The organism is Streptomyces sp. NPDC051563 (genome assembly GCF_044454225.1).
In the GTDB taxonomy this organism is placed as follows: domain Bacteria; phylum Actinomycetota; class Actinomycetes; order Streptomycetales; family Streptomycetaceae; genus Streptomyces.
Genome location: NZ_JBITDL010000021.1, coordinates 24,777 through 50,115, shown reverse-complemented (window position 1 = coordinate 50,115; position 25,339 = coordinate 24,777). Strand labels below are relative to the sequence as shown.

General features: G+C 73.3%; 23 protein-coding genes. 18 read left to right on the top strand and 5 right to left on the bottom strand.

Annotated elements, in window-relative coordinates; genetic code table 11:
* Nucleotides 1-148 precede the first annotated feature (148 nt).
* Both ACIA8F_RS24905 and ACIA8F_RS24900 read right to left on the bottom strand, forming a co-directional pair.
* A complete protein-coding gene (locus ACIA8F_RS24905) occupies nt 149-1,039 on the bottom strand; it encodes a DsbA family protein (protein WP_399382051.1) in 891 nt (296 codons plus the stop codon).
* A gap of 209 nt (nt 1,040-1,248) precedes the next feature.
* Nucleotides 1,249-1,695, bottom strand: a complete 447-nt coding sequence (locus tag ACIA8F_RS24900; RefSeq protein WP_399381935.1) for an RrF2 family transcriptional regulator — start codon at nt 1,693-1,695, stop codon at nt 1,249-1,251.
* A gap of 138 nt (nt 1,696-1,833) precedes the next feature.
* On the opposite strand from ACIA8F_RS24900, the gene ACIA8F_RS24895 reads away from it, so the two are divergent.
* Entirely contained in the window at nt 1,834-2,340 is a 507-nt protein-coding gene (locus tag ACIA8F_RS24895) for a cupin domain-containing protein (protein ID WP_399381934.1), read from the top strand.
* Nucleotides 2,341-2,412: 72 nt separating this feature from the next.
* Here the strand turns inward: ACIA8F_RS24895 and ACIA8F_RS24890 are convergent, their stop codons facing one another.
* Nucleotides 2,413-3,648, bottom strand: coding sequence for an MFS transporter (locus tag ACIA8F_RS24890; RefSeq protein ID WP_399381932.1), 1,236 nt, complete (start codon nt 3,646-3,648; stop codon nt 2,413-2,415).
* 99 nt (nt 3,649-3,747) lie between these two features.
* A complete protein-coding gene (locus ACIA8F_RS24885) occupies nt 3,748-4,764 on the bottom strand; it encodes a response regulator transcription factor (protein WP_399381930.1) in 1,017 nt (338 codons plus the stop codon).
* A gap of 218 nt (nt 4,765-4,982) precedes the next feature.
* Here ACIA8F_RS24885 and ACIA8F_RS24880 point away from each other — a divergent pair, with 218 nt between their 5' ends.
* From ACIA8F_RS24880 to ACIA8F_RS24800, 17 genes are all read left to right on the top strand, one after another.
* Nucleotides 4,983-6,293, top strand: coding sequence for a condensation domain-containing protein (locus ACIA8F_RS24880; protein WP_399382049.1), 1,311 nt, complete (start codon nt 4,983-4,985; stop codon nt 6,291-6,293).
* A 38-nt stretch (nt 6,294-6,331) separates the two neighbouring features.
* Entirely contained in the window at nt 6,332-6,574 is a 243-nt protein-coding gene (locus tag ACIA8F_RS24875; RefSeq protein ID WP_399381929.1) for a phosphopantetheine-binding protein, read from the top strand.
* Nucleotides 6,571-8,418 (top strand): AMP-binding protein, encoded by a 1,848-nt coding sequence (locus ACIA8F_RS24870; protein ID WP_399381927.1) that lies wholly within the window; start codon nt 6,571-6,573, stop codon nt 8,416-8,418. The genes ACIA8F_RS24875 and ACIA8F_RS24870 overlap by 4 nt, the downstream gene beginning before the upstream one ends.
* A 199-nt stretch (nt 8,419-8,617) precedes the next feature.
* Nucleotides 8,618-9,478 (top strand): isocitrate lyase/phosphoenolpyruvate mutase family protein, encoded by an 861-nt coding sequence (locus ACIA8F_RS24865; RefSeq protein WP_399381925.1) that lies wholly within the window; start codon nt 8,618-8,620, stop codon nt 9,476-9,478.
* Nucleotides 9,479-9,537: 59 nt separating this feature from the next.
* A complete protein-coding gene (sbnA, locus tag ACIA8F_RS24860; protein WP_399381923.1) occupies nt 9,538-10,512 on the top strand; it encodes a 2,3-diaminopropionate biosynthesis protein SbnA in 975 nt (324 codons plus the stop codon).
* Nucleotides 10,509-12,263 (top strand): amino acid adenylation domain-containing protein, encoded by a 1,755-nt coding sequence (locus tag ACIA8F_RS24855; RefSeq protein WP_399381921.1) that lies wholly within the window; start codon nt 10,509-10,511, stop codon nt 12,261-12,263. The genes sbnA and ACIA8F_RS24855 overlap by 4 nt, the downstream gene beginning before the upstream one ends.
* Complete coding sequence (locus ACIA8F_RS24850; RefSeq protein WP_399381919.1) at nt 12,260-13,444, top strand: nucleotidyltransferase family protein; 1,185 nt, start codon at nt 12,260-12,262, stop codon at nt 13,442-13,444. Before ACIA8F_RS24855 ends, ACIA8F_RS24850 begins: the two co-directional genes overlap by 4 nt.
* Nucleotides 13,441-15,408, top strand: coding sequence for an aminotransferase class V-fold PLP-dependent enzyme (locus ACIA8F_RS24845; RefSeq protein WP_399381917.1), 1,968 nt, complete (start codon nt 13,441-13,443; stop codon nt 15,406-15,408). Before ACIA8F_RS24850 ends, ACIA8F_RS24845 begins: the two co-directional genes overlap by 4 nt.
* Before the next feature lie 95 nt (nt 15,409-15,503).
* On the top strand, nt 15,504-17,912 hold the full coding sequence (locus ACIA8F_RS24840; RefSeq protein WP_399381915.1) for an FAD/NAD(P)-binding protein: 2,409 nt from the start codon (nt 15,504-15,506) through the stop codon (nt 17,910-17,912).
* Nucleotides 17,909-18,697: a maleylpyruvate isomerase family mycothiol-dependent enzyme gene (locus ACIA8F_RS24835; RefSeq protein ID WP_399381914.1), complete on the top strand. Its 789-nt coding sequence runs from the start codon at nt 17,909-17,911 to the stop codon at nt 18,695-18,697. Before ACIA8F_RS24840 ends, ACIA8F_RS24835 begins: the two co-directional genes overlap by 4 nt.
* Before the next feature lie 23 nt (nt 18,698-18,720).
* Nucleotides 18,721-19,710: a FomB family phosphonate monophosphate kinase gene (locus ACIA8F_RS24830; RefSeq protein WP_399382046.1), complete on the top strand. Its 990-nt coding sequence runs from the start codon at nt 18,721-18,723 to the stop codon at nt 19,708-19,710.
* A 38-nt stretch (nt 19,711-19,748) separates the two neighbouring features.
* A complete protein-coding gene (locus ACIA8F_RS24825) occupies nt 19,749-20,723 on the top strand; it encodes a TauD/TfdA family dioxygenase (RefSeq protein WP_399381912.1) in 975 nt (324 codons plus the stop codon).
* Complete coding sequence (locus tag ACIA8F_RS24820; protein WP_399381910.1) at nt 20,708-21,379, top strand: MSMEG_1061 family FMN-dependent PPOX-type flavoprotein; 672 nt, start codon at nt 20,708-20,710, stop codon at nt 21,377-21,379. Before ACIA8F_RS24825 ends, ACIA8F_RS24820 begins: the two co-directional genes overlap by 16 nt.
* A complete protein-coding gene (locus tag ACIA8F_RS24815; RefSeq protein ID WP_399381908.1) occupies nt 21,376-21,900 on the top strand; it encodes a thiamine pyrophosphate-binding protein in 525 nt (174 codons plus the stop codon). The genes ACIA8F_RS24820 and ACIA8F_RS24815 overlap by 4 nt, the downstream gene beginning before the upstream one ends.
* Nucleotides 21,900-22,517 carry a thiamine pyrophosphate-dependent enzyme gene (locus tag ACIA8F_RS24810; RefSeq protein WP_399381907.1) on the top strand — a complete coding sequence of 206 codons (618 nt, stop codon included), beginning with the start codon at nt 21,900-21,902 and terminating at the stop codon, nt 22,515-22,517. The genes ACIA8F_RS24815 and ACIA8F_RS24810 overlap by 1 nt, the downstream gene beginning before the upstream one ends.
* A complete protein-coding gene (gene sbnB, locus ACIA8F_RS24805) occupies nt 22,514-23,566 on the top strand; it encodes a 2,3-diaminopropionate biosynthesis protein SbnB (RefSeq protein ID WP_399381906.1) in 1,053 nt (350 codons plus the stop codon). Before ACIA8F_RS24810 ends, sbnB begins: the two co-directional genes overlap by 4 nt.
* A gap of 15 nt (nt 23,567-23,581) precedes the next feature.
* The gene (locus ACIA8F_RS24800) at nt 23,582-24,487 is read left to right on the top strand and encodes an EamA family transporter (RefSeq protein WP_399381905.1); all 906 of its coding nucleotides are present in this window, start codon (nt 23,582-23,584) and stop codon (nt 24,485-24,487) included.
* Between the two features lie 64 nt (nt 24,488-24,551).
* Here the strand turns inward: ACIA8F_RS24800 and ACIA8F_RS24795 are convergent, their stop codons facing one another.
* Nucleotides 24,552-25,334 (bottom strand): ECF transporter S component, encoded by a 783-nt coding sequence (locus tag ACIA8F_RS24795; protein ID WP_399382044.1) that lies wholly within the window; start codon nt 25,332-25,334, stop codon nt 24,552-24,554.
* Between the last annotated feature and the right edge of the window lie 5 nt (nt 25,335-25,339).

Genomic DNA, 25,339 nt, shown 5'->3' with positions numbered 1-25,339 from the left:
ACCGGGGTGCGTCGTAAGCATGTGCCACATCCTGGGGGCAGTCGCCGGGGCTGTCAATGGACACCAATTGGTGTCTCATTCGTCGGGACGGGTACGAGTAGCTGTTCAGGGGCCTGCCGGCGCCTGTCGGAGGCCTTTCGGCGGCCCGTCACGGTGCCGCGGGATTCCCGCGGCCGGCGGCCGGATGCACCACCGCCTCCCCGGGATGCAGCCACAGCGGGCCGTTCCCGGTCTCCACCCGCACCGCGCCCGGCGGCGGCCACGGGCCCCCGGCGAGCATCGGCCGGTCCGGGTCGCTCAGGCTCCGGTAGCGCTCCAGCGCCCGCGCCGGAGACGGCCTGCCGCCGGTCACCGGCAGCTCCGGGGCCAGCTCCCGCACGGCCGCCGCACACTCCTCGAACGTCCGCCAGCCGGGCACCGCACGATGGCCCGCGGAGGTGCGCAGCAGCAGCGTCGGCAGGGCGTACCGGTACCCCCCGTCGGTCTCCTTGGCGGTACCGGGATGCGCCGACCCGCCCCGTACGGACAGCACTTCGGCCACCGGGCGGCGTGCCTCCGCGCGGTCCGCGCGCACCTGCCCGAGCACCTCGGCGCCCCCCGCGTCCACCGCCAGCCGCTCCGGATCCAGGCCGGGCACGCCCCGTACCGCGGCCAGGGCCAGCGCGGCCGTGTCCGCCGGCACGCCGAGCACGAAGACGCTCTCGCGCAGCCGGCGCAGCACCCGGTCGGCCACCTCGGGACCCTGCCGTTCCGCGGCCTTCGCGACGAGCGAGGCGGGCCAGGAACTCGCCGCCACCCGGCTGAGCCGCGCCGCGCGGGGGGCCAGGGTGTGCGCGGTGATCCCCTCGACGTAGCGCGCGTACCAGGCGGTCTCCGCCGCCGGGTCGGGGGCCGGCTCCTCGTCCTCGTCGAAGAGGATGCAGAACACCCGGCGCCAGCGGGCCTGTCCGTCCAGTGCGGCCCGCAATCGGCGGAACACCGGCTCCGATCCCCAGGCCCAGGGGCACAACGGGTCGGTGTACTCGACGACTTCGAGCACCGGCGGCCGCGCCCCGGGCGGCGGAGCGGCCTCGGCCCCTGGTTGCGAGGCGTCCCGGGCATCACCCCGCGGGGCGGCCTCGGCCGCGGACCGCGAGGCGTCCCGGGCATCACCCCGCGGGGCGGCCTCGGCCCCGGGCTGCGAGGCGTCCCGGGCGCCGCCCCGTGAGGCGGCCTCGGCCCCGGCCCCGGCCCCGCCCCGCGAGCCCGTCACGCGGCACCTTCGCGGGGGAGCGGGCCGGCCGCCCCCGCGAGGACGCCGGCGGGCAGCAGCGAGGCCAGCGTCGCCCCGCCCAGGACGGCCGCCGCCTGCGCCTCGACCCGCTGCCACACCCCGGGCAGCCCCACCGCGGCGCCGGGGTAGTCCAGCCCGGCCAGCGGTTCGCCGCGCAGCGAGATCAGCTCGCCGTCCACGGCGCGCGCCACGTCCAGCAGGGTGATCTCCTCGGCGGGCCGGCCGAGCCAGTAACCCCCCTCGCAGCCGCGCTGGCTGCGCACCAGGCCGGCCTTCCGCAATTCGCCCACCACGGACTTCAGGAAGCGGAACGGGATCTGCTGCGAGGAGGCGATGGCCTCGCAGGTCAGCGGACGGGAGGGCTCACAGGCGAGCTCCAGGAGGGCGCGCGTGGCGTAGTCCGCCTTCGCGGAGATATGCATGCGCCCATCATGCCCGACGCCCCGTCCGCGGGAGGGGGTCATCCGGCTCTCCGGCCCGCATTGCGGGAACATTGCCGCAGGTGAACGGCAAAGGACACCTCTTGACATCCTTTCCGGCGCCCCTCTAGCGTCCCCGCCATGAGCGAGCCGCTGACTGCCCCCGGTGAGGGCTTCCACCCGCACCTTCCCGATGCCCCGGACCGTCCCGCGGCCCCGTTGCGCACCCGCCTGCACCACGTCCGTGCCGGTTCCCTGGACGGCGACACGGCCCAGAGCGGCGGCATGCGCAGGTTCGCCGCCGTCAGCGGGAAGACCGTGGGCTCCGAGAAGCTCTGGATGGGCCAGACCCACGTGGCGCCCTCGACGGCCTCCTCCGACCACCACCACGGGGAGTCCGAGACCGCCATCTACGTGGTGAGCGGACACCCCGAGTTCGTCTTCCTCGACGACACGGGCGAACACCCCGAGGAAGTACGGCTGGTCACGTCCCCCGGCGACTACATCTTCGTCCCGCCGTTCGTCCCGCACCGCGAGGAGAACCCGGACCCCGCCGAGGAGGCCGTGGTCGTCATCGCCCGCAGCACCCAGGAGGCGATCGTCGTCAACCTCCCCCGGCTGTACGCCCTCCCCGCGTCCGACGGCTGACTGCCCGGCACGCCGGCTCCGGCGGCTGGTGGCGGTCCCCGCCCGCCCGGGACCGGCACACCGGCTCCCCGGTCACGCGGGCGGTTCCGCCCGCCGCAGGGAGCGGACCGCCGGGACCGAGAGCAGTACCGCGAAAGTCACGACCGCGACCAGGGTGGACACGTAGAGCAGCGTGCGCGCGCCGATGAGGTCGGCGACCGGGCCGGCCAGCGCCTGGCCGACGGGGAAGGCGATGAGCGACCCGGCGACGTCGTAGGCGTAGACCCGGTTCAGCACCGTGGCGGGGACCTGGGACTGGACGCTCGTGGCCCACATGACGCTCCAGAACGCCCAGGCGGCGCCGCCCACGACGAAGCACGCGCACGTCGACCACAGCGGCAGCCCCAGGGCGTTGGACAGGGGGAGGACGACCCAGGCGAACATCGCGACCGCCCCGGCGGCCAGCGGCCGCTTCGGGCGGAAGCGCATGCCGACCAGGCCGCCCAGGACGTTGCCCGCCCCGAACGCCGTCCAGACCAGGCCGAGTCCGGTGGCCCCGTGCTCGTCCGCCACCAGGAGCGTGGTGAGGGGACGCAGCGGGCCGAAGGTCGTGATGCCGTTGACGGCCCAGGCCAGGATGACCACCCACAGCCAGGTCCGGGAGCGGAACTCGTGCCAGCCTTCGAGGAGGTTGCGCCAGGTCGACGTCTTGCGGTCCGGGGCCGGCGCGGGAGCGAGCCGCAGCAGCAGGAGACAGACGCCGCTCACGGCGAAGGTCGCCGCGTCGACGGCGAGCACCAGGGCCACGCCGAACAGCGCGACCAGCACGGCGGCGACGGTCGGCCCGGCCATCGAGGCGATGGCCTCGGCGACGCGGATGGTGGCGTTGGCCCGCTGCAGGTCCTTCGCCACCTGGGGGACCATGCTGGCGACACCCGGCTGGAACGCGGCGGAGGCGGTCCCGCTTCCCGCCGCGAGGAGGAGCAGGAGCCAGAGCGGGGCGTGCCCGGTGCCGAACGCGGTCGCCGCCGCCATCTGGAGGCAGCAGCGCGCGGCGTCGGCGCCGATCATCATGCGGCGGGGGGTGAACCGGTCGGCGAGCACCCCGCCGAACAGGATGAGCACGGCGAACGGCAGCATCTGCGCGGCCAGGACGAAGCCCACGCCGGAGGCCCCGTAGCCGAGTTGGACGACGCCGTACATCAGCGCCACCGGCAGCATGGCGTCACCGAGGAGCGAGACCAGGCGGGCGGTGAAGTACAGCCGGAAGTTCTTGGTCCACAGCGGTGGCGCCGCCGCTTCGTCGACGGCGTCGGTGGTCAGGGTCACGGCTGTTCCCTCTCTCCGGGGCGGGTGCGGGACTGTGCGGGACGGTGCGGTGCGGGCAGGGCAGGGCAGCGCAGGCAGGGCAGAGCGCGGCACGGTGCGTCAGGAGCGGGCGACGAGACCGCGGCGGACCGCCTCGGCGCCGGCCTCGAAGCGCGTGCTGCAGCCGAGTTGGCTCAGCAGGTCGGCCACGTGGCGCCGGCAGGTGCGTACGGAGATGCTCAGCATCCGGGCCACCGCGTCGTCCGAGTGGCCCGCGGTCAGGAGCTCCAGGATCGAGGTCTGGACGTCGCTGGCGTCGAGGCGGGCCGTGCCCGTCCGGCCGGGATGGAACTCCGTGCTGCTCTGCCACACCTTCTCGTGCAGAGCCGAGAGGAAGCCCACGATCCGGGTGTCGGTGACGAGGGTGGCCTGGGTCGCCGACTCGGGGGAGTGGTGCAGAAGGGCGGATTCCCGGTCGAAGACCAGGAGCCGGGCGGGCAGCGTGGCCGCGGTGCGGATCGTCACCCTGCTGCCGTGGAGGGGCTGGAGCAGGGCGCGGGCCGCGGGGCTCGACTTGACGGTGTGCTGGGTGAGCACCCGCACCTCCACGGCCGGGTCGAGTCCTTCGAGGGCCGCCGACTCGACGTCCGGTGCCACGTCACCGGCTTCGGCGGCCGACTGGTCGACCGGGCGCATGATGAGCAGTTCGCTCCGGCACCGCCCGATGGCCTCCTTCAGGCGGGTCGACAGGTCCTCGGCCGTGTCGACGGGGATGCTGGATCCGACGGGCATGTGGCCGTGCAGGTAGTCGGCGTAGGTCGCGGCGAAGTCCCGCAGCCGGTCGCTGACGTCGATCATGCGGCGCCGGCGCTCGTCGATCTCCTGCTGCCAGGGGTCCATGAGGTCGGAGGCCGCGCTCTGCGGAGACGCGGGCAGGAGCAGCCAGCCGTGGTCGCTGTCCGCACGCAGCAGGCGCAGGCGCAGCAGGCTCTGCAGGGCCCGGTCCATCTGGGCGGCCGTCAGTCCCAGGTCGCGTCGTAGCCCCTCCGGATCGTAAAGGCCGCTGACTAGGCAGTGCAGGTAAACGGATCGGGCCAGTTCGTCCGTTTCCTGTTCTTCTGTGTGAGTGGGCTCCATATGAACTCCCCCGTGCATCTGGAACTGTCTCCTTTAGGCCGTTCACTTCCTGACCATGTTTGCATCATTGCATCCACGGGGCGGAGCGGCGAACAATCGTTGTCAAGTGCTCCCGAAGGCTAGAGGACGCCGAACGGGCAGGGCAAGGGCGATACCGACCGGTCCGTCCGGGTGGAGTCACGGGCTCTGACGGAGGAGGTGGGGGAAGGGTGGAGAAAATGTTCCCGTTGGCTGCCGAGCAGTCCAGCATGCTCTTTTTGGAAGGCCTCTTCGGGCCGGGGATATTCCACAATGTGAGCATGGGGACCCCTGTCGCCGCCGGTGTGGGCGCGGCCGAGGTGGCGGCGGCCGTCGATCGGCTGAGCAGCCGTCATGAGCTCCTGCGCAGCACGTCCGTCGGGTCCTGGTCGGGAGTGCAGGCGGTTCGGCAGGCGTCCCCCGGGCTCGTCCGGGTGGCGACGGGGGCGGAGGATCCGCTCGACTCCTTCGTGCGCCGGAGAAATGAACTCCACAATGTCCCGCTGGATCCCGAACGTGCCCGGTTCGAGCTGTTGGAGGCGGACGGTGATACCCCTCGGTACCTGCTGGGAATGTTCGCCCACCTCGTATGCGATGGGCAGTCCGCAGCCATTCTGAAGGATGATTTGAATTCCTTGCTGGCCGGTGGTGAACTGACTCCCCTTGTGCCGCTCGCCGAATTCTGGAAGTCTCGCGAAATAACCGATCAGGCGCGGGCGGCGGAACTGAGGCACTGGCGATCGGCATTGAGCGGATGTCCACCGATCGATTCCTTTATGCCGCGCTCGGCCGACCGTTCGGGATATGTCAGATCGCAGGTCGACCGGGAGACGCCCGGCGGTGGTGCTCATGCCGTGCTGCGCGTCCTGGTGGAGGACCTGCGGGCCACCGCGTTCTCCGTCGTGGCCGCGTTGCTCGCCGTCGCGGTATGGCGGCGATCGGGCAGGACCGCCTTCCTGCTGCACACGCCCGTTTCCACGCGCCGGGGCGACACGGCACGGGCCATGGCGGGCAACTTCGTCCTGGACCGGCCGATCCCCTGCCGCATCGACCCTGACCAGCGCTTCGCCGATCTGGTGCGGCGGGTGCACGCCGATGTCTTCAACGGGCTGCGGCGGGCCGGGCTGAGCGTTCCCGAGCTGGCCTGCGCCGTGCCCGAGTACGGCGGGGCGCTGGCCGGGGAGGGCGCCGACTACCTCCAGCTCCACGTCGACCTGCAGAGCGGGGACGGGGTGGAGGCCGTGAACAGCCCGGGCGGCTCGACCGGGGTGGTGCGACTCGGAAAGTTCGAGCCGGCCGGTGACATCACCGTCTCCACCCTGCGGTTCAGGTTCAGTGAAAGCCGGTTGTTCACCCGGACGTTCTCCGGTGGCCCGCCGGAAGGGATCGAGCGGGTCGAAGAGCTGCGCGCGGACGTGCTGGCGATGTTGCACGCGACGGATCTCCACGAGGGCGCGGTCGGTGCTTTGGCGCAGGCGGCCGACAGGGCAAGGAAAGACGAAATTGTCTAGACCAGCAAGGTGTCGTCTAGACCAATAGGAGGTTGAAAGTGCTGATCGATCCGCAGGACCTGATGGGCTTTCTGCGCCGGTACTGCCGTGACCTGCCGCCCGGCGAGGAACTGACCGACGACGTCGCCCTGGCAGAAGTCGGCGTCGATTCCCTGGCGGTGGTCGAGATGATCACGGCCATCGAGGACCACTACGGCATCGAGTTCCCCGAGGAACTGCTCAGCCCGGAGACCTTCGCCACGCCGGGCTCCCTGCGCAAGGCACTGGAGTCCCTCCGGTGACATCCGCCCAGAGCGCAGCCCCGCCGGCCGCGGGCGGGACGGCCACCGCGCCGGCGGCGGTTCTCGCCGAACTCCGGATCACCGGACCCGACCGCTCGCTCTTACGGAGCCGCGCCCTCGACCTGACCGCCACGGTGGGTTCCCACGTACGCCGCCGGGCCGGCGCCGACCCGGACCGCCCGGCCGTCGTCCAAGGGGACACGACCCTCACCTACGCCGAGTTGGACGCTTGGGCGGACGGCGCGGCGGCGGCCCTGCGGAGCTCGGGCTGCGCGCCCGGCGAACGCGTCCTGGTCGCCGGCGGCCGCGGCCCCGGCACCCTGGTGGCCTTCCTGGCCCTCGAACGCATCGGCGCGCTCTACGTCCCCCTCGACGCCACGTGGAGCCCCGGGCGCATCGCGGAGGTCGCCGCACGGACGGGCGCCACCCGCGTCCTCACGCACGGCACCTGGCCGGACCCCTCGGCCTTCGGCGCCGCCGGACTCACCCACCACGAACTGACCCCGCCGACGGGCCCGTACGGAACGGACGGCGCGGGAGCGGACGGCACCGGGACGGACGGCACCGGAGCGGACGGCGCCGCAACGGACGGCGCCGCAACGGACGGCGCCGCAACGGACGGCGCCGCAACGGACGGCACCGCAACGGACGGCGCCGCAACGGACGGCACCGCAACGGACGGCGCAGCCCCGCGGCGCGCGGAGCCCCGTACCTCCGTGCCCGCCGACGAGCCGCGGTACGCCCTCTACACCGCCGAGTTCGCGGGCGGCACGGAAGGAGCCGTCACCGCCCACGCCGGCATGATGAACCACCTCTGGGCCAAGGCCGCCGACCTGGAACTGCACGAGGACGACCGGGTGGCCTTCAGCGCTCCCGTGGTCTTCGACACCGCCCTGTGGCAGATGCTGGCCCCGCTGCTCGCCGGTGCCACGGTGGTCGTGCTGACCGAGGCCGACACGGGCTTCCCCCGCCGGCTGGCGGGAGCCCTCGATCGCTCCCGGACCACGGTCGTCGAGCTGGTGCCGGAGACCCTGCGCTGGCTGCTGGGCGAACTGGAGCGGCGCGGCGCCGAGCGGCCGTGCGCGGCACTGCGCTGGATCATCGGCACCGGCGGTGAACTGGCGCCGGCGCTCGCCGCGCGCACCCGGTCCGTGCTGCCGCGGGCACGGCTGATCTACGCCAACGGGCCGGTCGAGTGCTCCGACGACGTCCTGCACCACGTGGTGCGGGAAGGGGACATGGCCGGGGCGGACCGGCTGCCGCGCGGGCGCCCCATCGCCAACGCCGTGATCAGCGTCCTGCTCCCCGGTCCGGACGGCACCTGGCGGCACGCCGAGCCCGGAGAGCAGGGCGAGCTCTTCGTCCGCGGCGTACCGGTGGGGCCGGGCTACCTCGACGACCCGGCCGCCACGGCGCGCTGCTTCCTGCGCGACACCTCCGACGGAGCCTCCCCGACCGGGCTGGCCTTCCGTACCGGTGACCTCGCCTCGCTGCGGGAGGGCACGGTGTACCACCACGGCCGAGTGGACCGGCGGATCCTCACCGACGGGCACGAGGTGGCGCCGGAGGACCTGGAACTGGCCATGGAGCGGCTCCCGGGCGTCCGCCGGGCCGCCGTGATCCCGCGGCCGGCCGTGGAGGAGAACGGGAACGCCCCGTCCGCCCCCCGGCTCACGGCCTTCTACACCCCCGACGGGCAGCAGAGCCCGCCGGACGAGAGCACCGCTCTCGCCGGACTGCCCGGCGGCCACCTGGTCGCCCGGCCCTGGGTCCGGCTGACGGCGATGCCGCTGACCCGCAAGGGCGAGATCGACCACCGCGCGCTCGACGCGCACCGCGACTGACCGGCCCGGGTCCGCCCGGCCCGGTCCCACCCCGCGCCACTGCGGGGCACCGCTCCACCGCGTACCGCCCTACCGCGTACCGCCCTTCCACGGGCACCTTTCCGCCCACCGGGCGGCCTTCCGCCCACCGGGCACTTCCCCGCCCACCGGGCGCCCTTCCGGCGCCGGTGTTCCTTCCGCATCCCAGAGGAGTCCGCACGTGTTGCGAGCCACCCCGCAGTCCTTCCGCTCCGTCATGGCCGAATCCAGCGTGGTCCGCGTCGCCGGAGCCCACCACGCCCTGAGCGGAGCCCTCGCCCAGGAGGCGGGCTTCCAGGCCGTGTGGTCCTCCAGCTTCGAGGTGTCGGCCTCCAGGTGCCTGCCCGACGCGAGCATCCTGACCATGACCGAGTACCTCGAAGCCGCCGCCAGCATGCAGAAGGCACTGACCATCCCGGTCGTGGCCGACTGCGACACCGGCTACGGCGACAACCTCAACGTGGCGCACATGGTCCACGAGTTCGAGGGCGCCGGCATCACCGCGGTCTGCATCGAGGACAAGCTCTTCCCCAAGATGAACAGCTTCGTCGGCAACGGCCAGGCCCTGCTCAGCACCGAGGCCTTCGCCTCGAAGATCACCACGGCCAAGGCCGCGCAGCGGACCACCGACTTCTACGTCATCGCCCGCACCGAGGCCCTCATCAGCGGACTCGGCGTGGACCAGGCCCTGGAGCGCTGCCGCGTCTACGCCGACGCCGGTGCCGACGCCGTGCTCGTGCACTCCAAGGAGAAGTCCAGGGACCAGATCCTGGAGTTCCTCGACGGCTGGGACGCCCGCGTCCCGGTGGTGATCGTGCCGACCACCTACCCCGACTGGCACATCGAGGACGTCCGCGCGGCCGGCGTCTCCGTGGTCATCTACGCCAACCAGGGCCTGCGCGCGTCCGTCTCCTCCCTGCGCGAGGCCTACCGGGCGATCTACCGGGACGGGGACACGACCGGCATCGAGGAGTCCATCGCCTCGGTCGGGGACCTCTTCGAACTGCAGCGCCTCGCGGAATGGCGCAAGCTCAGTGCCTGAGTCGAGGCCCGGCTCGGGCGCACGGTCCCGGCACCCGCGTACCGAGAGGGGCAGCTGCCGTGCCAGTCGTCACCGGCGCCCATGAACTGCTCGACACGGACGTCTACGTCGATCTGACGGAGCTGCTCGGCGCCAACCTCCGCATCAAGTGCGAGGGTTTCAACTTCGGCGGCTCCGTCAAGATCCGGGTCGCGGCCCGGATGGTGGACGAGGCCGAGCGGGCGGGACTGATCCGCCCCGACACCGTGCTCGTCGAGTCCTCCTCCGGCAACCTCGGCGTCTCCCTGGCGATCGTCGCCGCGGCCCGCGGCGTGCGCTTCCACTGCGTGACCGACGCGAAGTGCAATCCGGCCGCGGTACGGCTGATGCGGGCGCTCGGCGCGGGCGTGGAGGTCGTCGAGGAGGGATCGGCGGGCCGGCTCGCCATGAGGAAGGCCAGAGTCCGTGGGCTCTGCGCCGCCGACCCGCGCTACCTATGGCTCAACCAGTACGAGAACAGCGCCAGTTGGCTCGCCCACTACGACCTCACCGGGCCGGCCATCGCCAAGGAGTTCGCCGACATCGACGTCCTCTTCGTCGGGGTGGGCACCGGTGGCACCCTCACCGGCTGCGCCCGGTACTTCCGGGACCACCTGCCCGCCGTGCGGATCATCGCGGTGGACGCGTACGGATCGGTCAACTTCGGCGGATCGCCCGCCCCGCGCCACATTCCGGGGCTCGGGGCCGGCGAGCCCATGCCGCTGGTCGACGCCGCCCTGGTGGACCAGGTCGTCCGCGTCACCGAGTCCGACACGGTCCGCATGTGCCGCCGCCTGGCGGCGCACGGGCTGCTGCTCGGAGGCTCCTCCGGGACGGTGATCAGCGCGGCCGTGGAGTGGCTCGAGAAGGAGGACCCGGACGGGGGGCTGACCGCCGTGGCGATCGCCCCCGATCTGGGGGAGCGCTACCTCGACACGATCTACGACGACGCCTGGGTGGCGCGTCACTTCACAGGGCTGGCCGACGGCCCCCGGACCAAGGAGCTCCTCGTATGACCGCAGAAGCCGCAGCCCTTCCCGGCGCTCCGGCCTTCGCCGGTCCCGTCCTCGGCACGCTCCGCCTGCCGGCCGCCGAGGCCGAGCGCGCCGCCGTGCTGGCGCTGCGCAATCCGCGGCCCGTGCCCGGGGGACGGACCGTGTACGCGGCCGTGACCCGGTTCGCCCGCGAGGAGCCCGGCCGTACGGCGGTCCTCGACGGTGAGCGGGCCGTCGGGTACGCCGGGCTCCTGGAGCGCGCGACCACCCTGGCCGCGCTGCTCGACGGCCGGGGAATCCGGCGCGGGGACGTGGTCGGGGTCGTCGGCGCCCGGGGCGCCGACGTCCTGGCGGCCTTCCTCGCGACCGAGTCCATCGGCGCGGTGTACCTGCCCGTCGAGCCGGGCTGGCCGGCCCGGCGCGTCGCCGACGTCCTGCGCCGCGGGGACGCCGCCTGCCTGCTGCGCTGCCCCGGCGCGGACGTCTCCGCCGCCTCGGCGGGAGCCGAGGAGGCGGGCGTCCCGGCCCTGAGCAGCGGCCCGGCCGCCTCCGGCCGTACGGATCCCGGCACGGACACACGTACGGACGCTCGTACGGACGCTCGTACGGAAACGGCCACGGACACGCCTACGGACCCGAGCAGGGCCGCGGCGGCCGTCGCGCCCGACGACCCGGCGTACGTCATCTTCACCTCCGGCACCACGGGAGCCCCCAAGGGCGCCGTCGTCGAGCGCCGCGGCATGCTCAACCACCTCTGGGCGAAGATCGACGGCCTCGGCCTCGGCCCGGACGACGTCCTCGCCTTCACCGCGCCGCTCGCCTTCGACATCTCCCTCTGGCAGATGCTCGCCCCGCTCCTGGTGGGGGCCGCGGTCGCCGTGGTCGCGGACCCGGACCTGGCGTACCCGCGCCGGCTCTCCGGAGCCCTGGGGCGGAGCGGCGCCACCGTGGTCGAGCTGGTCCCGACCATGGCCGGCTGGCTCGCCGCGCAGGCCGAACGCGAGGGCGCGGGCACCCTGCCCCGGCTCCGCGCGCTGGTCTCCACGGGCGAGGAGCTGAAGCCCACCGTGGCCGCGCGGATCATGTCCGCCCTGCCGGGCGTCGGGCTGTTCAACGCGTACGGGCCCACCGAGTGCTCGGACGACGTCACCCACCACACGGTCACCGAGGCCGACCTCACCCGGCCGCGGCTGCCCGTCGGGGTCCCCGTCGCCAACGCGGTCCTGTACGTCCTGGTCGCGGACGCCGTCGACGGATCCTGGAGGGCGGCCGGGCCCGGTGAGGCCGGCGACCTGTTCGTCGGCGGTCTCCCGGTCGGCCGGGGCTACGTCAACGACGCCGTCACGACGGCATCGGCGTTCTTCACCGACTGCCTGGACCCGCACTCGCCGACGGGACGCCTCTACCGCACGGGCGACCTGGCCCGCGTCGAGGACGGCGCCGTCCACTACCTCGGGCGCGGGGACCGGCAGGTGAAGGTGGCCGGCGTCCGGATGGAGCTCGACGAGATCGAGATCGCGCTGGGCCGCCACCCGGGCCTGGACCAGTGTGCCGTCACCGTGACCGACGGCGAGCTGGCCGCCCACTACGTGCCCTCGCCGGGCACCGACGAGCCCTCCCGGGCCGAACTCAAGTGCTTCCTGAGCGCCACCCTGCCGCCCGCGCTCGTGCCCGGCCGCTGGTCACGGCTGGACCGGCTGCCGCTCACCGCCAACGGCAAGGTCGACCACAGCTCCCTGCAGGACACCTCCCACCGGAAGGGCCAACGATGAGCACCGCCGATCCCGACGTCACCCCCGACCTCACCCCCGCCACGGAGGCGGCCACGCTGCCGGGCCACGCACAGCTCCTGCTCGCGCTGGCCCGCCCGGAGCTGACCGCCGAACGCCTCGCGGAGGTCCGGGACCTCGCCGCCCGGCCCGACCTGGACTGGGGCGCCTTCGTCGACGCCGCGGCCCGGCACAAACTCCTGCCGCTCGTCGGCCGGCACGTGCAGCGGCACCGGCTCGACCGGAAGACCCCCGGATCGTTCCCGTACGCCTGGGTCTTCACCAGCGCCTACCTCGGCAACCGCCAGCGCAACCACGCCCTCGCCGACGAATTCGCCCAGATATTCCGCGCGTTCGGAGACCGGGGCATCCCGTACGCCGTGCGCAAGGGCTTCCCGCTGGCCGAGGGGGAGTACGGCGACCCGGCGCTGCGCCGCATGACCGACCTGGACCTGCTCCTGGACCGGGCCGACGCGGCGCGGGCGCGCGAGGCGCTGGAGCACCTCGGCTACCTCCAGGGCACCCTTGCCGCCGACGGGGACCGGATCGAACCGTACAGCCGTGAGACGCAGATGTTCTGGCGGATCAACCTCAGCCAGCAGCTGCCCTACCGCAAGCCCGGCGGCCGCCTGGAGGTCCACGAGTTCGACGTCGATCTGACCCACGACATCTTCCAGAAGAAGTCCGGCCGTTCGGCTCCCGCGGCCGAACTGCTGGCGCGCGCCGTCCCGCGGGTGGTGTGCGGCGTCGACAGCTGGGTGCAGGAACCGCAGGACCGGCTCCTGGACCTCTGCGTCCACCTGCACAAGGAGGCCACCAGCCTCTTCTTCATCGAGGAGAGCATCGACCTCCAGCTCAGCAAGTTCCTCGACGTCGCCCTGGTCGTCACCCCCATGACGCAGGACGACTGGATCCTGTTCCTCGCCCGCGTCGCCCAGTACGACGCCGGGGAGATCGTCTACTACACCCTCCACTTCGTGGACCTCCTGCACCCGGACGCGGTGCCCGCCGCCGTGCTCGACCGGCTGCGGCCCGAAAACCTCGACTACCTCGACGAGTTCGGCACGCTCGACGGCCAGCGCGCCCGCTGGTCCCTCGGCTTCCTGGCGCGGCTCTTCCACACGGGCCGCCGTGAGGAGAGCGGCCACTCCACCATCATGCTGGGCACCGGGACGGCGTCATGAGCGCCCCCGGACTGCTCGTGCTGAAGATCGGCGGCAGCCTGATCTCCGACAAGCGGGGCCCGGGCGGTACGGACCTGTCCGCCATCGCCGACTACGCCGCGCAGGTGCGGGACCTGGCCGCCGGACACCCCGGCCGGGTCGTCCTGATCACCGGCGGCGGGGCGCTGTGCCACGCCGTCGGAGTGACGGTCGACCCGGCGCGCGACCCCTGGTCCGCGCTCGCGCTGACCGAACCGGCCTTCACCATGCGCTGGGCCTGGACGAGCGCCCTGCGCGAACTGGGCGTACGAGCCGTCCCGTTGCAGGTCACCGCGATGCTCTCGGAGCGCCCCGACGGCTCCCTCGCCGCCACCGCCGACACCGTCCGCAAGCTCCTTGCCGAAGGCGCGCTCCCGGTCCTGTCCAGCGACTGCGTCCTCACCGCCGACGGTTCGCTGCGCATCGTCAGCAGCGACGAGGTTCCGGCCCTGCTGCTCGACGGACCCGAGGGGCAGGGCGACCACGCCGGGCAGGGCGGTCCCGACGGGCAGGGCGCGTACGACGGCCCCGTCCGGATCGTCGCCCTGACCGACGTGCCCGGCATCCTCACCGGCCCCGGGCCCGACAGCCCCGTCCTGCCGCGCCTCGACGCCGACGACCTGGAGGCCGTGGCGCCCCTGCTGTGGCCGGCCGGCGCGAAGGACGCCACCGGGGCGATGGGCGGCAAGGTCGGCGCACTGGCCGCGCACGCCCGGCGCGGCGCCCAGTGCCTCATCACCCGGGGCGACCGCACCGCGCCCGGCCTCGGACACCTCTTCGCCCCCCTGGAGGACTGGCCGAAGGAGCTGCCGTACACGCTGATCCAGGCCTCCCGGCCCCGGCCCGGCCGGACCGTGCTGCTCAACCCCGGCCCCGTGAACGTCCATCCCGCCGTGCGCGCCGCGCTCGGCTCGCCCGACGAATGCCACCGAGAGCCGGAGACCCGGGCGCTGTTCGCCTCGGTCGCAGCGAAGGTCAACCGGCTCAGCCGCGGCGACGACACCCAGGCCACCGTCCTGCTGACGGGTTCCGGCACGGCCGCACTGGAAGCGGCCGTCTCCTCGGTCGTCCCGCCGTCCGGCCGGCTGCTGGTCCTCGACAACGGGCACTACGGCGAACGGCTCCACAAGATCGCCGAGGCGCACGGCATCCCCGCCACCCGGCTGGAGTTCGGCTGGGCCGAGCCCGTCGACCTCCCCGAGGTCGAGCGGCTGCTCCGCGCGGATCCCGGCATCACCCACGTCGGCGTCGTCCACCACGAGACCAGCACCGGCATGCTCAACCCGCTGCGCGCGATCGGCCGGCTGGTCCACGCCCACGGCCGCCAGCTGCTGGTCGACGCCATCAGCAGCCTCGGGGCGGAGGAACTCGACGTGGTCCGCGATCACATCGACTGGTGCGTCGGCACCGCGAACAAATGCCTCGAAGGGCTGCCGGGAATCAGCTTCGTCACGGCGCCCGCCGGCCGCTTCGAAGCCCTGGACCCGCGGGACGCCCGTACCTTCTCGCTCAGCCTCCGGGCCCACTACGACGCCCAAGTCATCGCAGGTGCACCACAGTTCACGCCCGCCATCCAGGTACTCCGGGCGTTCGACACCGCCCTGGACCTGGCGGTCGAGGAGACGACCGAGGCCCGCGCCGCCCGGTACGCGGCACGGTCCGGGACCCTGCGCCGGGGCCTCGCCGAGCGGGGCATCGAGCTGCTCCTCGCCCCCGAGCACCGCGCGAACTCCCTCACCAACGCCTTCCTCCCCGAAGGCATGACCTACGACCGGCTGCACGACGGCCTCAAGGAGAGGGGATACGTCATCTACGCCACCCAGGCCGCCGACGCGGGCGGCTTCCGGCTGGCCGCCATGGGCAGGCTGACCGACCGGGACATGCGCGGTCTGCTGGCCGCCCTGGACGAGGTCGTCAAGGAAGGCACGGAGGCGACGGCCCGATGACCTCCGCCACCCGGCCGCCCATGCCCGCCCCCGCGACCCCCGGCACGCCGTCCACACCATCCGCGCCACCACCCACCCGAGGGAGACGAGAGCCGGTGCACACCGAAGACGCCGCCGCGGCGGGCCCCACCCGGCTGGCCCTCGTGGGCGGCGGCCCGACCTGCACCTACGTCCTCGAACGACTGGCCGCCCTGGTGGCGGCGGGGACGCGGGGCGAGGCGGGGCGCTCCCGCGGCGCGGACCTGGAGATCGTGGTCTACGACCTGTCCGGCGAGTTCGGCTCCGGCGAGGTGCACAGCCCCCGCCAGACCCGCACCAGCTACCTCAACCGCATCGTGGGCCAGGTGGCCTTCGGCGCCGACGAGAGCGTCGTGGACGCCGGTCCGCTGCTCGCCCGGCCCGACCGGCCGACGTTCCTCGACTGGTGCCGCGACCGGTTCGCGACCACCGCGGACCCGGTCTACGACCTCATCGCCGAGGACTGGCCCAAGCGCTACCTGCACGGCGAGGCCCTCCAGGACCGCTTCCGGCGCTATCTGGAGATCCTGCGCTCGGTACCCGGCGTCACCGTCGAGCTGCGCCACGACGAGGTCGTCGACCTGGAGGAGCGCGGCGAGCGGCTGGCCCTGCTCACCCGCGCCGCCGGCCCCGGGGCCGCCCGGCCCGACGGGGCACCGTCGGGAGGGGCAGCGACCGTCGGGGCAGCGACAGGAGCGACGCCGTCCGGAGAGCCGCCGTACGAGGCCGACTTCGTCCTGCTGCTCACCGGCCACTCCACCAACGACCCCGCCCGCAACCCGCGGCAGGCCGACTGGGCCCGCTTCACCGAGCAGCACCCCGCCACCCTCGTCCCGTCCGCCTACCCCCTCGAAAGGTCGCTGGACCCGGCCGTGGTCCCGCCGGGATCCACCGTCGGCTGCATGGGGATGGGGCTCACCGGGATCGACGTGATCCTCTACCTCACCGAGGGGCGCGGCGGAACCTTCCGGCGCGCGGACGACGGCCGGCTGCGCTACCGGCGCTGCGGGGCCGAACCGGCATCCGTCGTCGCCTTCAGCCGGTCCGGCCTCTTCACCTTCTCCCGGCCCTACAACCAGAAGGAACGCGATATCGCGGCCCTGGAGTACCGCGGGGCGTTCCTGACCGTCCAGGCCGTCACCGACCTGCGGGCGAGCGTCGGCCGGCCGGTGCGGATCAACGGCCGCGAGCAGCGCCAGCTCGACTTCGAGGCGCACCTCTTCCCGCTCGTGGTGCTGGAGATGCAGCTGATCCACCAGGGCACCCTCTACGGGCCGGAGTTCCGCGAGCGGGCCGTGGCCGCCGCCCAGCCCGCGTACACCAAGTTCCTCGCGGACGCCGACGCCTTCACCAGCCACCGGGAGGCCGTCGACCTGCTGACCGGGCCGATCGGGGAGCTGGCCGGCCGGCTCGCCGCCACCCTGGACCGGATCCTGGCCGGCGAGCTGTCCCTGGCCGAAGCCCGCACGGCCGCCGGACCCGACGCACCGCCCGTGGACACCGCGCTGCGCCGGTTCCTCACCACCGTCCACGGTGCCGGGCCGGCGGAGCACCTCCTCGGCCTCGTCGCCGACCCCGAGGCGTTCGCCGCGGCGGTGGCCGCCACCCCCTCGCCCTGGCAGCACCACCGGCGGGCCGCGGAACACGGGTTCTCCTGGGAGGCGACCGTCGAACCGGTCCCGCGCGGGAGCTACCGCACGGACGAGGAGTACCGCAGCGCGCTGCTGGCCTTCCTCGACCAGGACATCCTGTGGGCCGCCCAGGGCAACCTCGACAACCCGGCGAAGGCCGCGGCCGACGGGGCCTGGCGCGACCTGCGCGGCGTGGTCATCGAGGCGGTCGACTTCGGCGGCCTGCGCGCCGGCTCCCACCGCGACTTCCTCGGGATCTACACCGGCCACCACAACCGGCTCTGCCAGGGCGCTTCGTGCGAGGCGATGGAGAAGGTGCGGGCCCTGATCGAGGACGGGATCCTGGACGTCTCCACGGGGCCGGACACCCGCGTCGTGTGCGACCCGCGGACCGGCCGCTTCGGCCTCACCGGCACGGTCACCGGAGCCGCCCGCCACGTGGACGTCCTGGTCGACGCCCGCGTCCACTCCTTCGACGCCGCGCAGGACATCCGTCCGATCTACCCGAACCTGTTGCGCCGCGGACTCGTCCGCAAGTGGACCAACCCCGGGGTCGGCGAGCCCGACTTCGTGCCCGGCGGCCTCGACCTCACCGCCGAGTTCCACCCGTACCGGGCGGACGGCACGGTCGACTCCCGCCTCACCGTGCTGGGACCGCCCAGCGAAGGGGTGATGTACCACCAGATCGGCGCGCTGCGGCCGCACAAGGACCACCACGTCCTCCGGGACATCCTCTCCTGGACCAACGCCTTCCTGCCGTCCGGGCCCGCTTCCGCCGAGCCCGCTTCCGCCGGGAACGCTTCCACCGGCCGCGGGACCGACCCGGCCGATCCGACCGAAGGGAACCGCACATGAGCGCCCCCACCCCCGATCAGCACGGCACCGAAGGCGGCGCGCAGGACGGGGCCGCACGCCGGCGCCTGGACGCGATCGCCCTCGCGCACACCCGGCTGCGCGCCGCGGCGGCGGACCTGTCCGAGGCGGAGGTCCGGACCGCGATCCACCTTCCCGGGTGGACCCGCGGCCACGTCCTCATCCACCTCGCCGACCTCGCGCAGGCCTTCGCCCGGCAGGCCTCGTACACCCGCAAGGGCGAGCGGATCGAGGTCTACGACGGTGGCCGGCCTACCCGCGACCGGCGCATCGAGGAACTCCACGACCGGCCGGCGGACTGGCTCCGCGACCGCCTCGACGAGGGCCTCACCGCCCTGGAGGAGGCCTGGGCGGCGCTCGACCCGCAGGACTGGGAGCGCCCCTGCGCCTACCGCGACTCGCCGCTCCTGGCCACCCAGCTCGCCTGGTGGCGCGAGAGCGCCCTGCACGAGATCGACCTCGGCCTGGGACGGACCACCGAGGAGCTCAGCGACGAACTGTCCCTGCACCTGGTGGAGTTCCTGCGCGTCAGACTCCCCGACGGGGTGCGGACCGCGGTCGGCGCGGACACGGTCCGGGGCGAGGCGACGGCGGCCACGGGATCGGACACGGACGCGGACGCGGGAGCCGTGATCCGGGGGACGGCGCAGTCCCTGGCGGGCTGGCTCAGCGGCCGCCCCGTCGCCGTCCTGCCGACGGCCGGGACGACGGCCGGGACGACGCCGGCCGCGGCCGCCGGCCTGCCCGAGCTGAAGGGGTGGCCGTGACCGCGCCCGCCCCGGCCGTGGACCTGGAGGCACTCCCCGTCCGCTCCGCCCGCACCGTGGACCTCAATTTGCTCACGGTCCGGATCGCCTCCAACCTGGAGACCTTCGGCGCCTACGACTACTTCTCCCGCGAGGCGTCCGCGGACGCCGTGCCCGACTACGCGGTGCACTGCGTGGACCTGGCGCGCGACGCCTTCGACGAGTCCGAGCTGACACGGCTGGCGGACCGCTCCCTGCGCGCCCAGCGCTTCCGCAGCGGCTACTACCTGAGCCACATCTTCGGCTCCCCGGCGCACCTGCTCACCCGGGGGAACTCCTCGTACGTCTTCGGCCGGCGCCTCGAACGCACCGTCTGGCCCTACTTCGTGAAGCGGATCCTGACCGACTTCGCGGTGGACCACGGCTACCTGCACCTCAAGGCCGCCGGGTTCGTCCAGGACGGCGGAGCCACCCTGCTCGTCGGACCCAACGGCGGCGGCAAGACCGTCTTCCTGTCCCAGGCCTGCCTCGACGGTGCCGGCTTCCTCACCAACACGCACACCCTGGTGAAGGAGGGCATGGCGCACGCCGTCCCCACCGCGGTACGGGTGCGCAGGGACTCCGCGACCGCCCAGCTGATCGACCGGCACCGGCTGCGGGCCCACCTGGAGAGCGGCGATCACCTCGCCCCGGCGGACCTGCTCTTCCCCGGCCCCCGGGTGGACAGCGCCCCCGTGCGCAACATCGTCATCGCCGACCACGACCCCGACCGGCGCCGCGGCATCGAAGAGGTCTCCCCGCCGGTGATGGAGGCCTTCCTGGGCCAGTTCGCCCTGGCGGTGACCACCTACGGGCTCAAGGACGACCTCATGGTCCACCACGGGGGCGACATCGGCGCCTTCACCGGCGCACTGCTCCAGATGCAGCGCCAGCTCACCGGCCTGGTCTGCAGCTCCCGCTGCTTCCGGGTCAACGTCGACATGCGCGACCCGCGCAGCAGGGCCGCGGTCCTCAAGGAGATCGCAGCCGGCTGAGCACGACCCGTCCCCTCCCACACCGAGAGAGCACACCCATGCCCTTCGCACCCGCCACACCGGGCACCGGCACCCTGGCCGTACCGGCCGACGCCTTCCACGTCTTCTCCCCGCGCGCGCAGGCCGAGGTCGCCCGGTACGTCGCGGAGCTGAGCGAATCCGCCCGCGCGGCGTCCACCGCGACGAGGATCGACGACTCCGACGTGGACCCCGGCCGCTGCCCCGCCTTCCTCGCCGAGGTCGACGCCAGCCGCGAGATCATCGACTCCAAGGTCCACTTCCTCGTCTACGACCGGATCGAGGGCGTCGACACCCTGCGCGGCCAGGCCCTCTACGCATGGCTGCTGGGAACCGCCCTGGGACGCCCCATGGTCCAGAACCACCAGGGGTGGCGGCTCATCGAGGTCTACGACCGGGGCCACCAGGGCACGGTCGAGGAAGGAGCCCGCTACCACCAGACCAAACAGGGCTCCCACATGCACAACGACGCCGTCAACGACTCCGAACCGATCGACTACCTGGTGCTGTCCTGCGGGCAGAGCGCCTACGTGGGGGGCGAGTCGATCCTCGTGGACGCCCGGTCCGTCCAGAGCGCCCTGGAGGCCTACCCGGACGCGCTGGAGACCCTCGGCGGGGACTTCTGGTTCGAGAAGCGCGGCATGACCACCGAGGACGGCTTCTTCCGGGCGCCGATCATCTCCTACTCGCCCGAGGGCGAGGCGCTCGTCCGGTACTTCCGGACGTACATCGAGGGCGCCCACGAGAAGGTCGGCGAACCGATCACCGCCGAGCAGAAGGCCGCGCTCGACCTCTTCGACGCCGTGATGGACCAGTCCGCGGTGCAGTACCGCATCCGGCTGGAGCGCGGACAGACCCTCGTCTCCGCCGACGACCGCTTCCTGCACTCACGGACCGCCTTCACGGACCGCTTCGCGCCCCGCGAGATCGACATGGACCACGACCGCCCGGACGAGGTCAACCGCTACATGCTGCGCATGTGGGCGCGCAAGTGACCGAGGACGCGCAAGTGACCGAGGACTGGGGCGAGATCACCTCGGAGGCGGAGCTGCGCCGCCTCGTCGGCGAGCCGCATCAGGTCGTCCACCGCAAGGAGTCCGCCACCTTCGGCGCGTTCGAGCGGCAGTGGCTGGCGGCCTCGCCCTTCTGCCTCCTCGCCACCTCGGCCGCCGACGGGCGGTGCGACGTGTCGCCCAGGGGCGACCCGCCCGGATTCGCCCTCCTCCTCGACGACAGCACCCTCGCGCTCCCGGACCGCCCCGGGAACCGGCGCGCCGACAGCTGGCTCAACATCCTGTCCAACCCCCGGGTGGGACTCGTGTTCCTCGTACCGGGCCGCGGCGACACCCTGCGCGTCAACGGCCGTGCCCGGCTGGTCAGCCGGGCCCCCTTCCTCGACCGGATGACCGTCAGGGGCAACCGCCCCGCGCTGGCCCTGGTGGTCAGCGCCGAGGAGATCTACTTCCACTGCGCCAAGTCCGCCCTGCGCGCCCGGCTGTGGCAGCCGGAGACCTGGCAGCCCGAAGCGGTGGCCTCCCGCGCCCGGATCGCGCAGGCCACCGAGTGGACCGAGAAGTCCCTGGCCGAGCTGAAACAGCGCTACGGCCCGGCGTACGAACAGCACCTCTACCCGAACGAAAGGACCCCATGAGCACCGTCACCGCGAGCCCCACCGTCGCTCGCGACCTGTTGAACAGCCTGGTGGAGCACGGCTTCACCCTGGCCACCGGAGTTCCGTGCAGTCTGCTGGCCGGGGCGTTCACCCTCCTCGAAGCCGCCCCCGGCGCACCCGGACACACCGGCCTGCGCTACGTCTCCGCGCCCCGCGAGGACAGCGCGCTCGGCATAGCCTCCGGCGCCGCGGTGGCCGGCGAGAAGTCGGTCGTCCTCATGCAGAACTCCGGGCTCGGCTACTGCCTCAACGTGATCACCTCCTTCAACCTGATCTACGACGTGCCGGTGCTGCTCGTCGTCAGCTGGCGCGGACACGACGGCAACGACGCCGTCGAGCACGACGTGATCGGCGCCGAACTCCTGCGGCTGCTCACCCTGTTCGCGCTTCCGTACACCGTGCTCGACCCGTCCGACGTGACCGGCTCCGTCGCCGGCGTCCTCGACCAGATGGACAGGGAGCAGCGCTGCGCGGTGCTCATCGTCCGGGAAGGCATCTGATGTCCGTGCCCCACACCGCCCCGCTGACCCTCTCCGACATAGCGGCCGAGCTCCTCGACCGCCATCCCACCGCGGTCATCGTCTCCACCTGCGGCTTCACGAGCCGGGAACTGTTCAACGCCGCCGACCGGCCCGGCAACTTCTACCTGGTGGGGTCCATGGGCATGGCCGCCCCCATCGCCCTGGGACTCGCCCTGGCCCGGCCCGGCCGCAAGGTCATCGCGCTGGACGGGGACGGCTCCCTGCTGATGAACCTCGGGGTGCTGCCGCTGCTCGCCGAGGCGGGCGGGGCCGACCTGCTGCACGTGGTCGCGGACAACGGCATGCACGAGAGCACCGGAGGCCAGCAGACCGTACGGCGCACGGACTTCGCCGCCGTCGCCCGCGCCGCCGGATACCGGGGCGCCCTGCGGGTGGAGACGCTCGAAGAGCTGCGCGCGGCCGACCCCGGCCCGGGCCCGAGCCTGCTGCACGTCCTGACCGGCGCGCGGACCGGGGGCCCCGGCAAGCGCGTCACCCACACCCCGCAGGAGATCGTCCTGCGGGTGCACGGCGCTATCAACGCGGACCCGGGCGCGGAGCCCCGTACGGCCGTGCTGACGGGGGCGGTCCGGTGACCGGGACCCCCACCTTCGCGGTGATCACCGGCACGGAAGTGCACCGCGTGATCGGCGGCCGGGAGAACGAGGTCGTGGACGTCGTGGAGACGGCCTACCGCCTCCACGGCGCCGGCCGCACGGTCAACCCCGACTCCTACTTCCTGCGCTTCCCCGACCGGCCCTCCGCGCGGATCATCGCGCTGCCCGCCTCCGTGGGCGGGGACACCGACGTCCACGGCATCAAGTGGATCTCCAGCTTCCCCGAGAACGTGGCCGCGGGCCTGCCCCGGGCGTCGGCGGTCCTGATCCTCAACGACACCACCACGGGCTACCCGTTCGCCTGCCTGGAGAGCTCCATCATCAGCGCGGCCCGCACCGCCGCCTCCGCGGCGCTCGCCGCGACCACGCTGAGCCGGGCCCGCAGGGTCCGGCCCCGGCGCCTCGGCTTCGTCGGAACCGGGCTCATCGCACGCTACGTACACGACTACCTGGCGGCCGCCGGCTTCGACTTCGAGGCCGTCGGCGTCCACGATCTGAGCGAGGAACACGCCAACGGCTTCCGGAGCTACCTCCGGGAATCCTCGGGCACCGCGGCAGAGGTCCACGACAGTGCGGAGAAGCTGATCCGCAGCAGTGACCTCGTCGTCTTCGCCACCGTCGCAGGCGAACCGCACGTCACCGATCCGGAGTGGTTCGCCCACGCCCCGCTGGTGCTGCACCTGTCGCTGCGCGACCTGTCCGAGGACGTCGTGCTCGGCGCGTACAACGTCGTGGACGACATCGACCACTGCCTGAAGGCCGGCACCTCACCTCACCTGGCCGAACAGTCCGTCGGTCACCGGGACTTCGTCGCCGGCACGCTCTTCGACGCCCTCGAAGGCACGCTCGACGTCCCCGCCGGCCGCCCGGTGGTCTTCTCGCCCTTCGGGCTGGGGGTCCTCGACCTGGCGGTGGCCCGGCACGTCCACGACCGGCTCGCCGCCTCCGGCGACCTCGCGGAGGTACCCGGCTTCTTCCACGACCTCCACCGCCACCAGGCCCCGCCCCGGCCCGGCGGCGCGGGCTGAGCGCGGGGCGAGGCCTTGACCCCCCTGAGCGCCGGGCTGCCCGGGGCGACGCTCGCCGGGGCGGTGCCCCCGGCGGCGCTGCCCGTGGCGGCGGTGCTCACGGCCGGCCTGCTGCACGCCGTCTGGAACACCGTGGCCAAGGCGATCCCGGACCGGGACGCCGGACTGACCCAGATCAGCATCACCAAGGCCCTGCTCTGCCTGGCCCTGCTGCCGCTGCTCCCCGTACCGGCGGCCGGATCCTGGCCGTACCTGGTGGCCTCCGGGATCGCCCACGCCGGGTACATGGTGCTGCTCAGCCGCTCCTACCGGCTGGGCGACTTCAGCCAGGTCTACCCGATCGCCCGGGGCGTCGCCCCCCTGGTGGTGGCCGTCGTCGCCGTCGCGGCGCTGGGTGAACGGCTGGGACCGGGCCAGATCGCCGGACTCCTGGCGATCTGCGGCGGACTGACGGCGCTCTCGGTCGAACGTCCGCGCGCGGACGCGCCGTTCCCCTATCCGGCCGTCGCCGCCGCACTCGCCACGGGGGCGGTGATCGCCTGCTACACCGTCATCGACGCGGTCGGCGTGCGGCTGGCGCAGGGGGCGATCGCGTACACCGCCTGGATGACCGTCCTGGAGGGTGCGCTGGTGCTCGTGGCGATGCCGCGGGCCAAGCGGCGCACCCTGGCGGACCTGCTCACCCCGTTCCACCGGCTCTCGCTGGTGGGCGGGGCCGTCGCCACGGTCTCGTACGGCACGGTCCTGTGGGCCCAGACGCGCACGGGGACGGCGGAGGTGGCCGCGCTCCGGGAGACGGGGGTCATCTGGGCGGCGGTCATCGGAACGCTCCTGTTCAAGGAGGCGCTCGGCGCGCGCCGGATCGCGGCGGCCGTGGTCGTCTCGACCGGCGTGGTCCTGCTGAGCGTCCCCCCGACCTGACCGCCACGGGCCGGGCGCGCAGCGGAGCGCCCGGCCCGGCGCCGACGCCGGTGCCGGCCGGGCTTCAGGACGCCGGCCGGCCCGGGAGGTTCTGCCCGGCCGGGGGCGTGCGCGGTGCGAAGCGGACGGCGGCCTGGAAGCGTGCCTTGCGGGCCGCCCGGCGGAAGACCGTGAGGACCGCCGGGCCGGCGAGGCAGACGCACACGAAGTTGGTGACCGCGCGGCCGGTGTCCCAGCCGAGCGAGGTGGCGAGGTCGAAGGCGAGGTAGCGCTGGAACTGCTCGGTGAAGGGGAGACCGGGGAGGTAGGCGATGGAGCTGTCGGGGTCGAGGGAGAAGGGCCAGAAGGAGAGGTTGAGGAGGAAACCGAAGAGGTAGCCCGAGACCGATCCGTAGACCGCGAGCATGGCGACCTCGCGGCGGCCGGTGGCCTTGGGCAGGAAGCCGGCGAGCATGCCGACGAAGGCGCAGCCGAACATCTGGTACGGCATCCAGGGCCCGACCCCGCCGGTGATGAGGGCGGAGGCGAAGAGGGACGTACAGCCCAGGGTGAAGCCGAAGCCGGGTCCGTAGACGCGGCCGGCCAGGACGAGGACGAAGAAGACCGTCTCGATCCCGGCGGTGCCCGCACCGAGGGGGCGGATGGCGGCATTGACGGCCGACAGGACGCCCAGCATGGCCAGGGCCTTGGAGTTGATGCCGCCCTCGGCGATCTCCGAGATGACGACGCAGAGCACGATGGCGAGCAGCACGCCGAAGATCAGCGGCGGAGCGTAGTTCGAGCCGAACTTCCCAGGTGCGACGAGGAAGGGCCAGAAGAACGCGACGAGCCCGAGGAAGGCCGCCATGGTGA

Coding starts and splice junctions, on each gene's coding strand:
- ACIA8F_RS24900 (WP_399381935.1), bottom strand. CDS start 1,695: ATGCATATCTCCGCGAAGGCGGACTACGCCACGCGCGCCCTCCTGGAG.
- ACIA8F_RS24895 (WP_399381934.1), top strand. CDS start 1,834: ATGAGCGAGCCGCTGACTGCCCCCGGTGAGGGCTTCCACCCGCACCTT.
- ACIA8F_RS24885 (WP_399381930.1), bottom strand. CDS start 4,764: ATGGAGCCCACTCACACAGAAGAACAGGAAACGGACGAACTGGCCCGA.
- ACIA8F_RS24880 (WP_399382049.1), top strand. CDS start 4,983: ATGTTCCCGTTGGCTGCCGAGCAGTCCAGCATGCTCTTTTTGGAAGGC.
- ACIA8F_RS24855 (WP_399381921.1), top strand. CDS start 10,509: ATGACCGCAGAAGCCGCAGCCCTTCCCGGCGCTCCGGCCTTCGCCGGT.
- ACIA8F_RS24850 (WP_399381919.1), top strand. CDS start 12,260: ATGAGCACCGCCGATCCCGACGTCACCCCCGACCTCACCCCCGCCACG.
- ACIA8F_RS24845 (WP_399381917.1), top strand. CDS start 13,441: ATGAGCGCCCCCGGACTGCTCGTGCTGAAGATCGGCGGCAGCCTGATC.
- ACIA8F_RS24835 (WP_399381914.1), top strand. CDS start 17,909: ATGAGCGCCCCCACCCCCGATCAGCACGGCACCGAAGGCGGCGCGCAG.
- ACIA8F_RS24825 (WP_399381912.1), top strand. CDS start 19,749: ATGCCCTTCGCACCCGCCACACCGGGCACCGGCACCCTGGCCGTACCG.
- ACIA8F_RS24815 (WP_399381908.1), top strand. CDS start 21,376: ATGAGCACCGTCACCGCGAGCCCCACCGTCGCTCGCGACCTGTTGAAC.
- ACIA8F_RS24810 (WP_399381907.1), top strand. CDS start 21,900: ATGTCCGTGCCCCACACCGCCCCGCTGACCCTCTCCGACATAGCGGCC.
- ACIA8F_RS24795 (WP_399382044.1), bottom strand. CDS start 25,334: ATGGCGGCCTTCCTCGGGCTCGTCGCGTTCTTCTGGCCCTTCCTCGTC.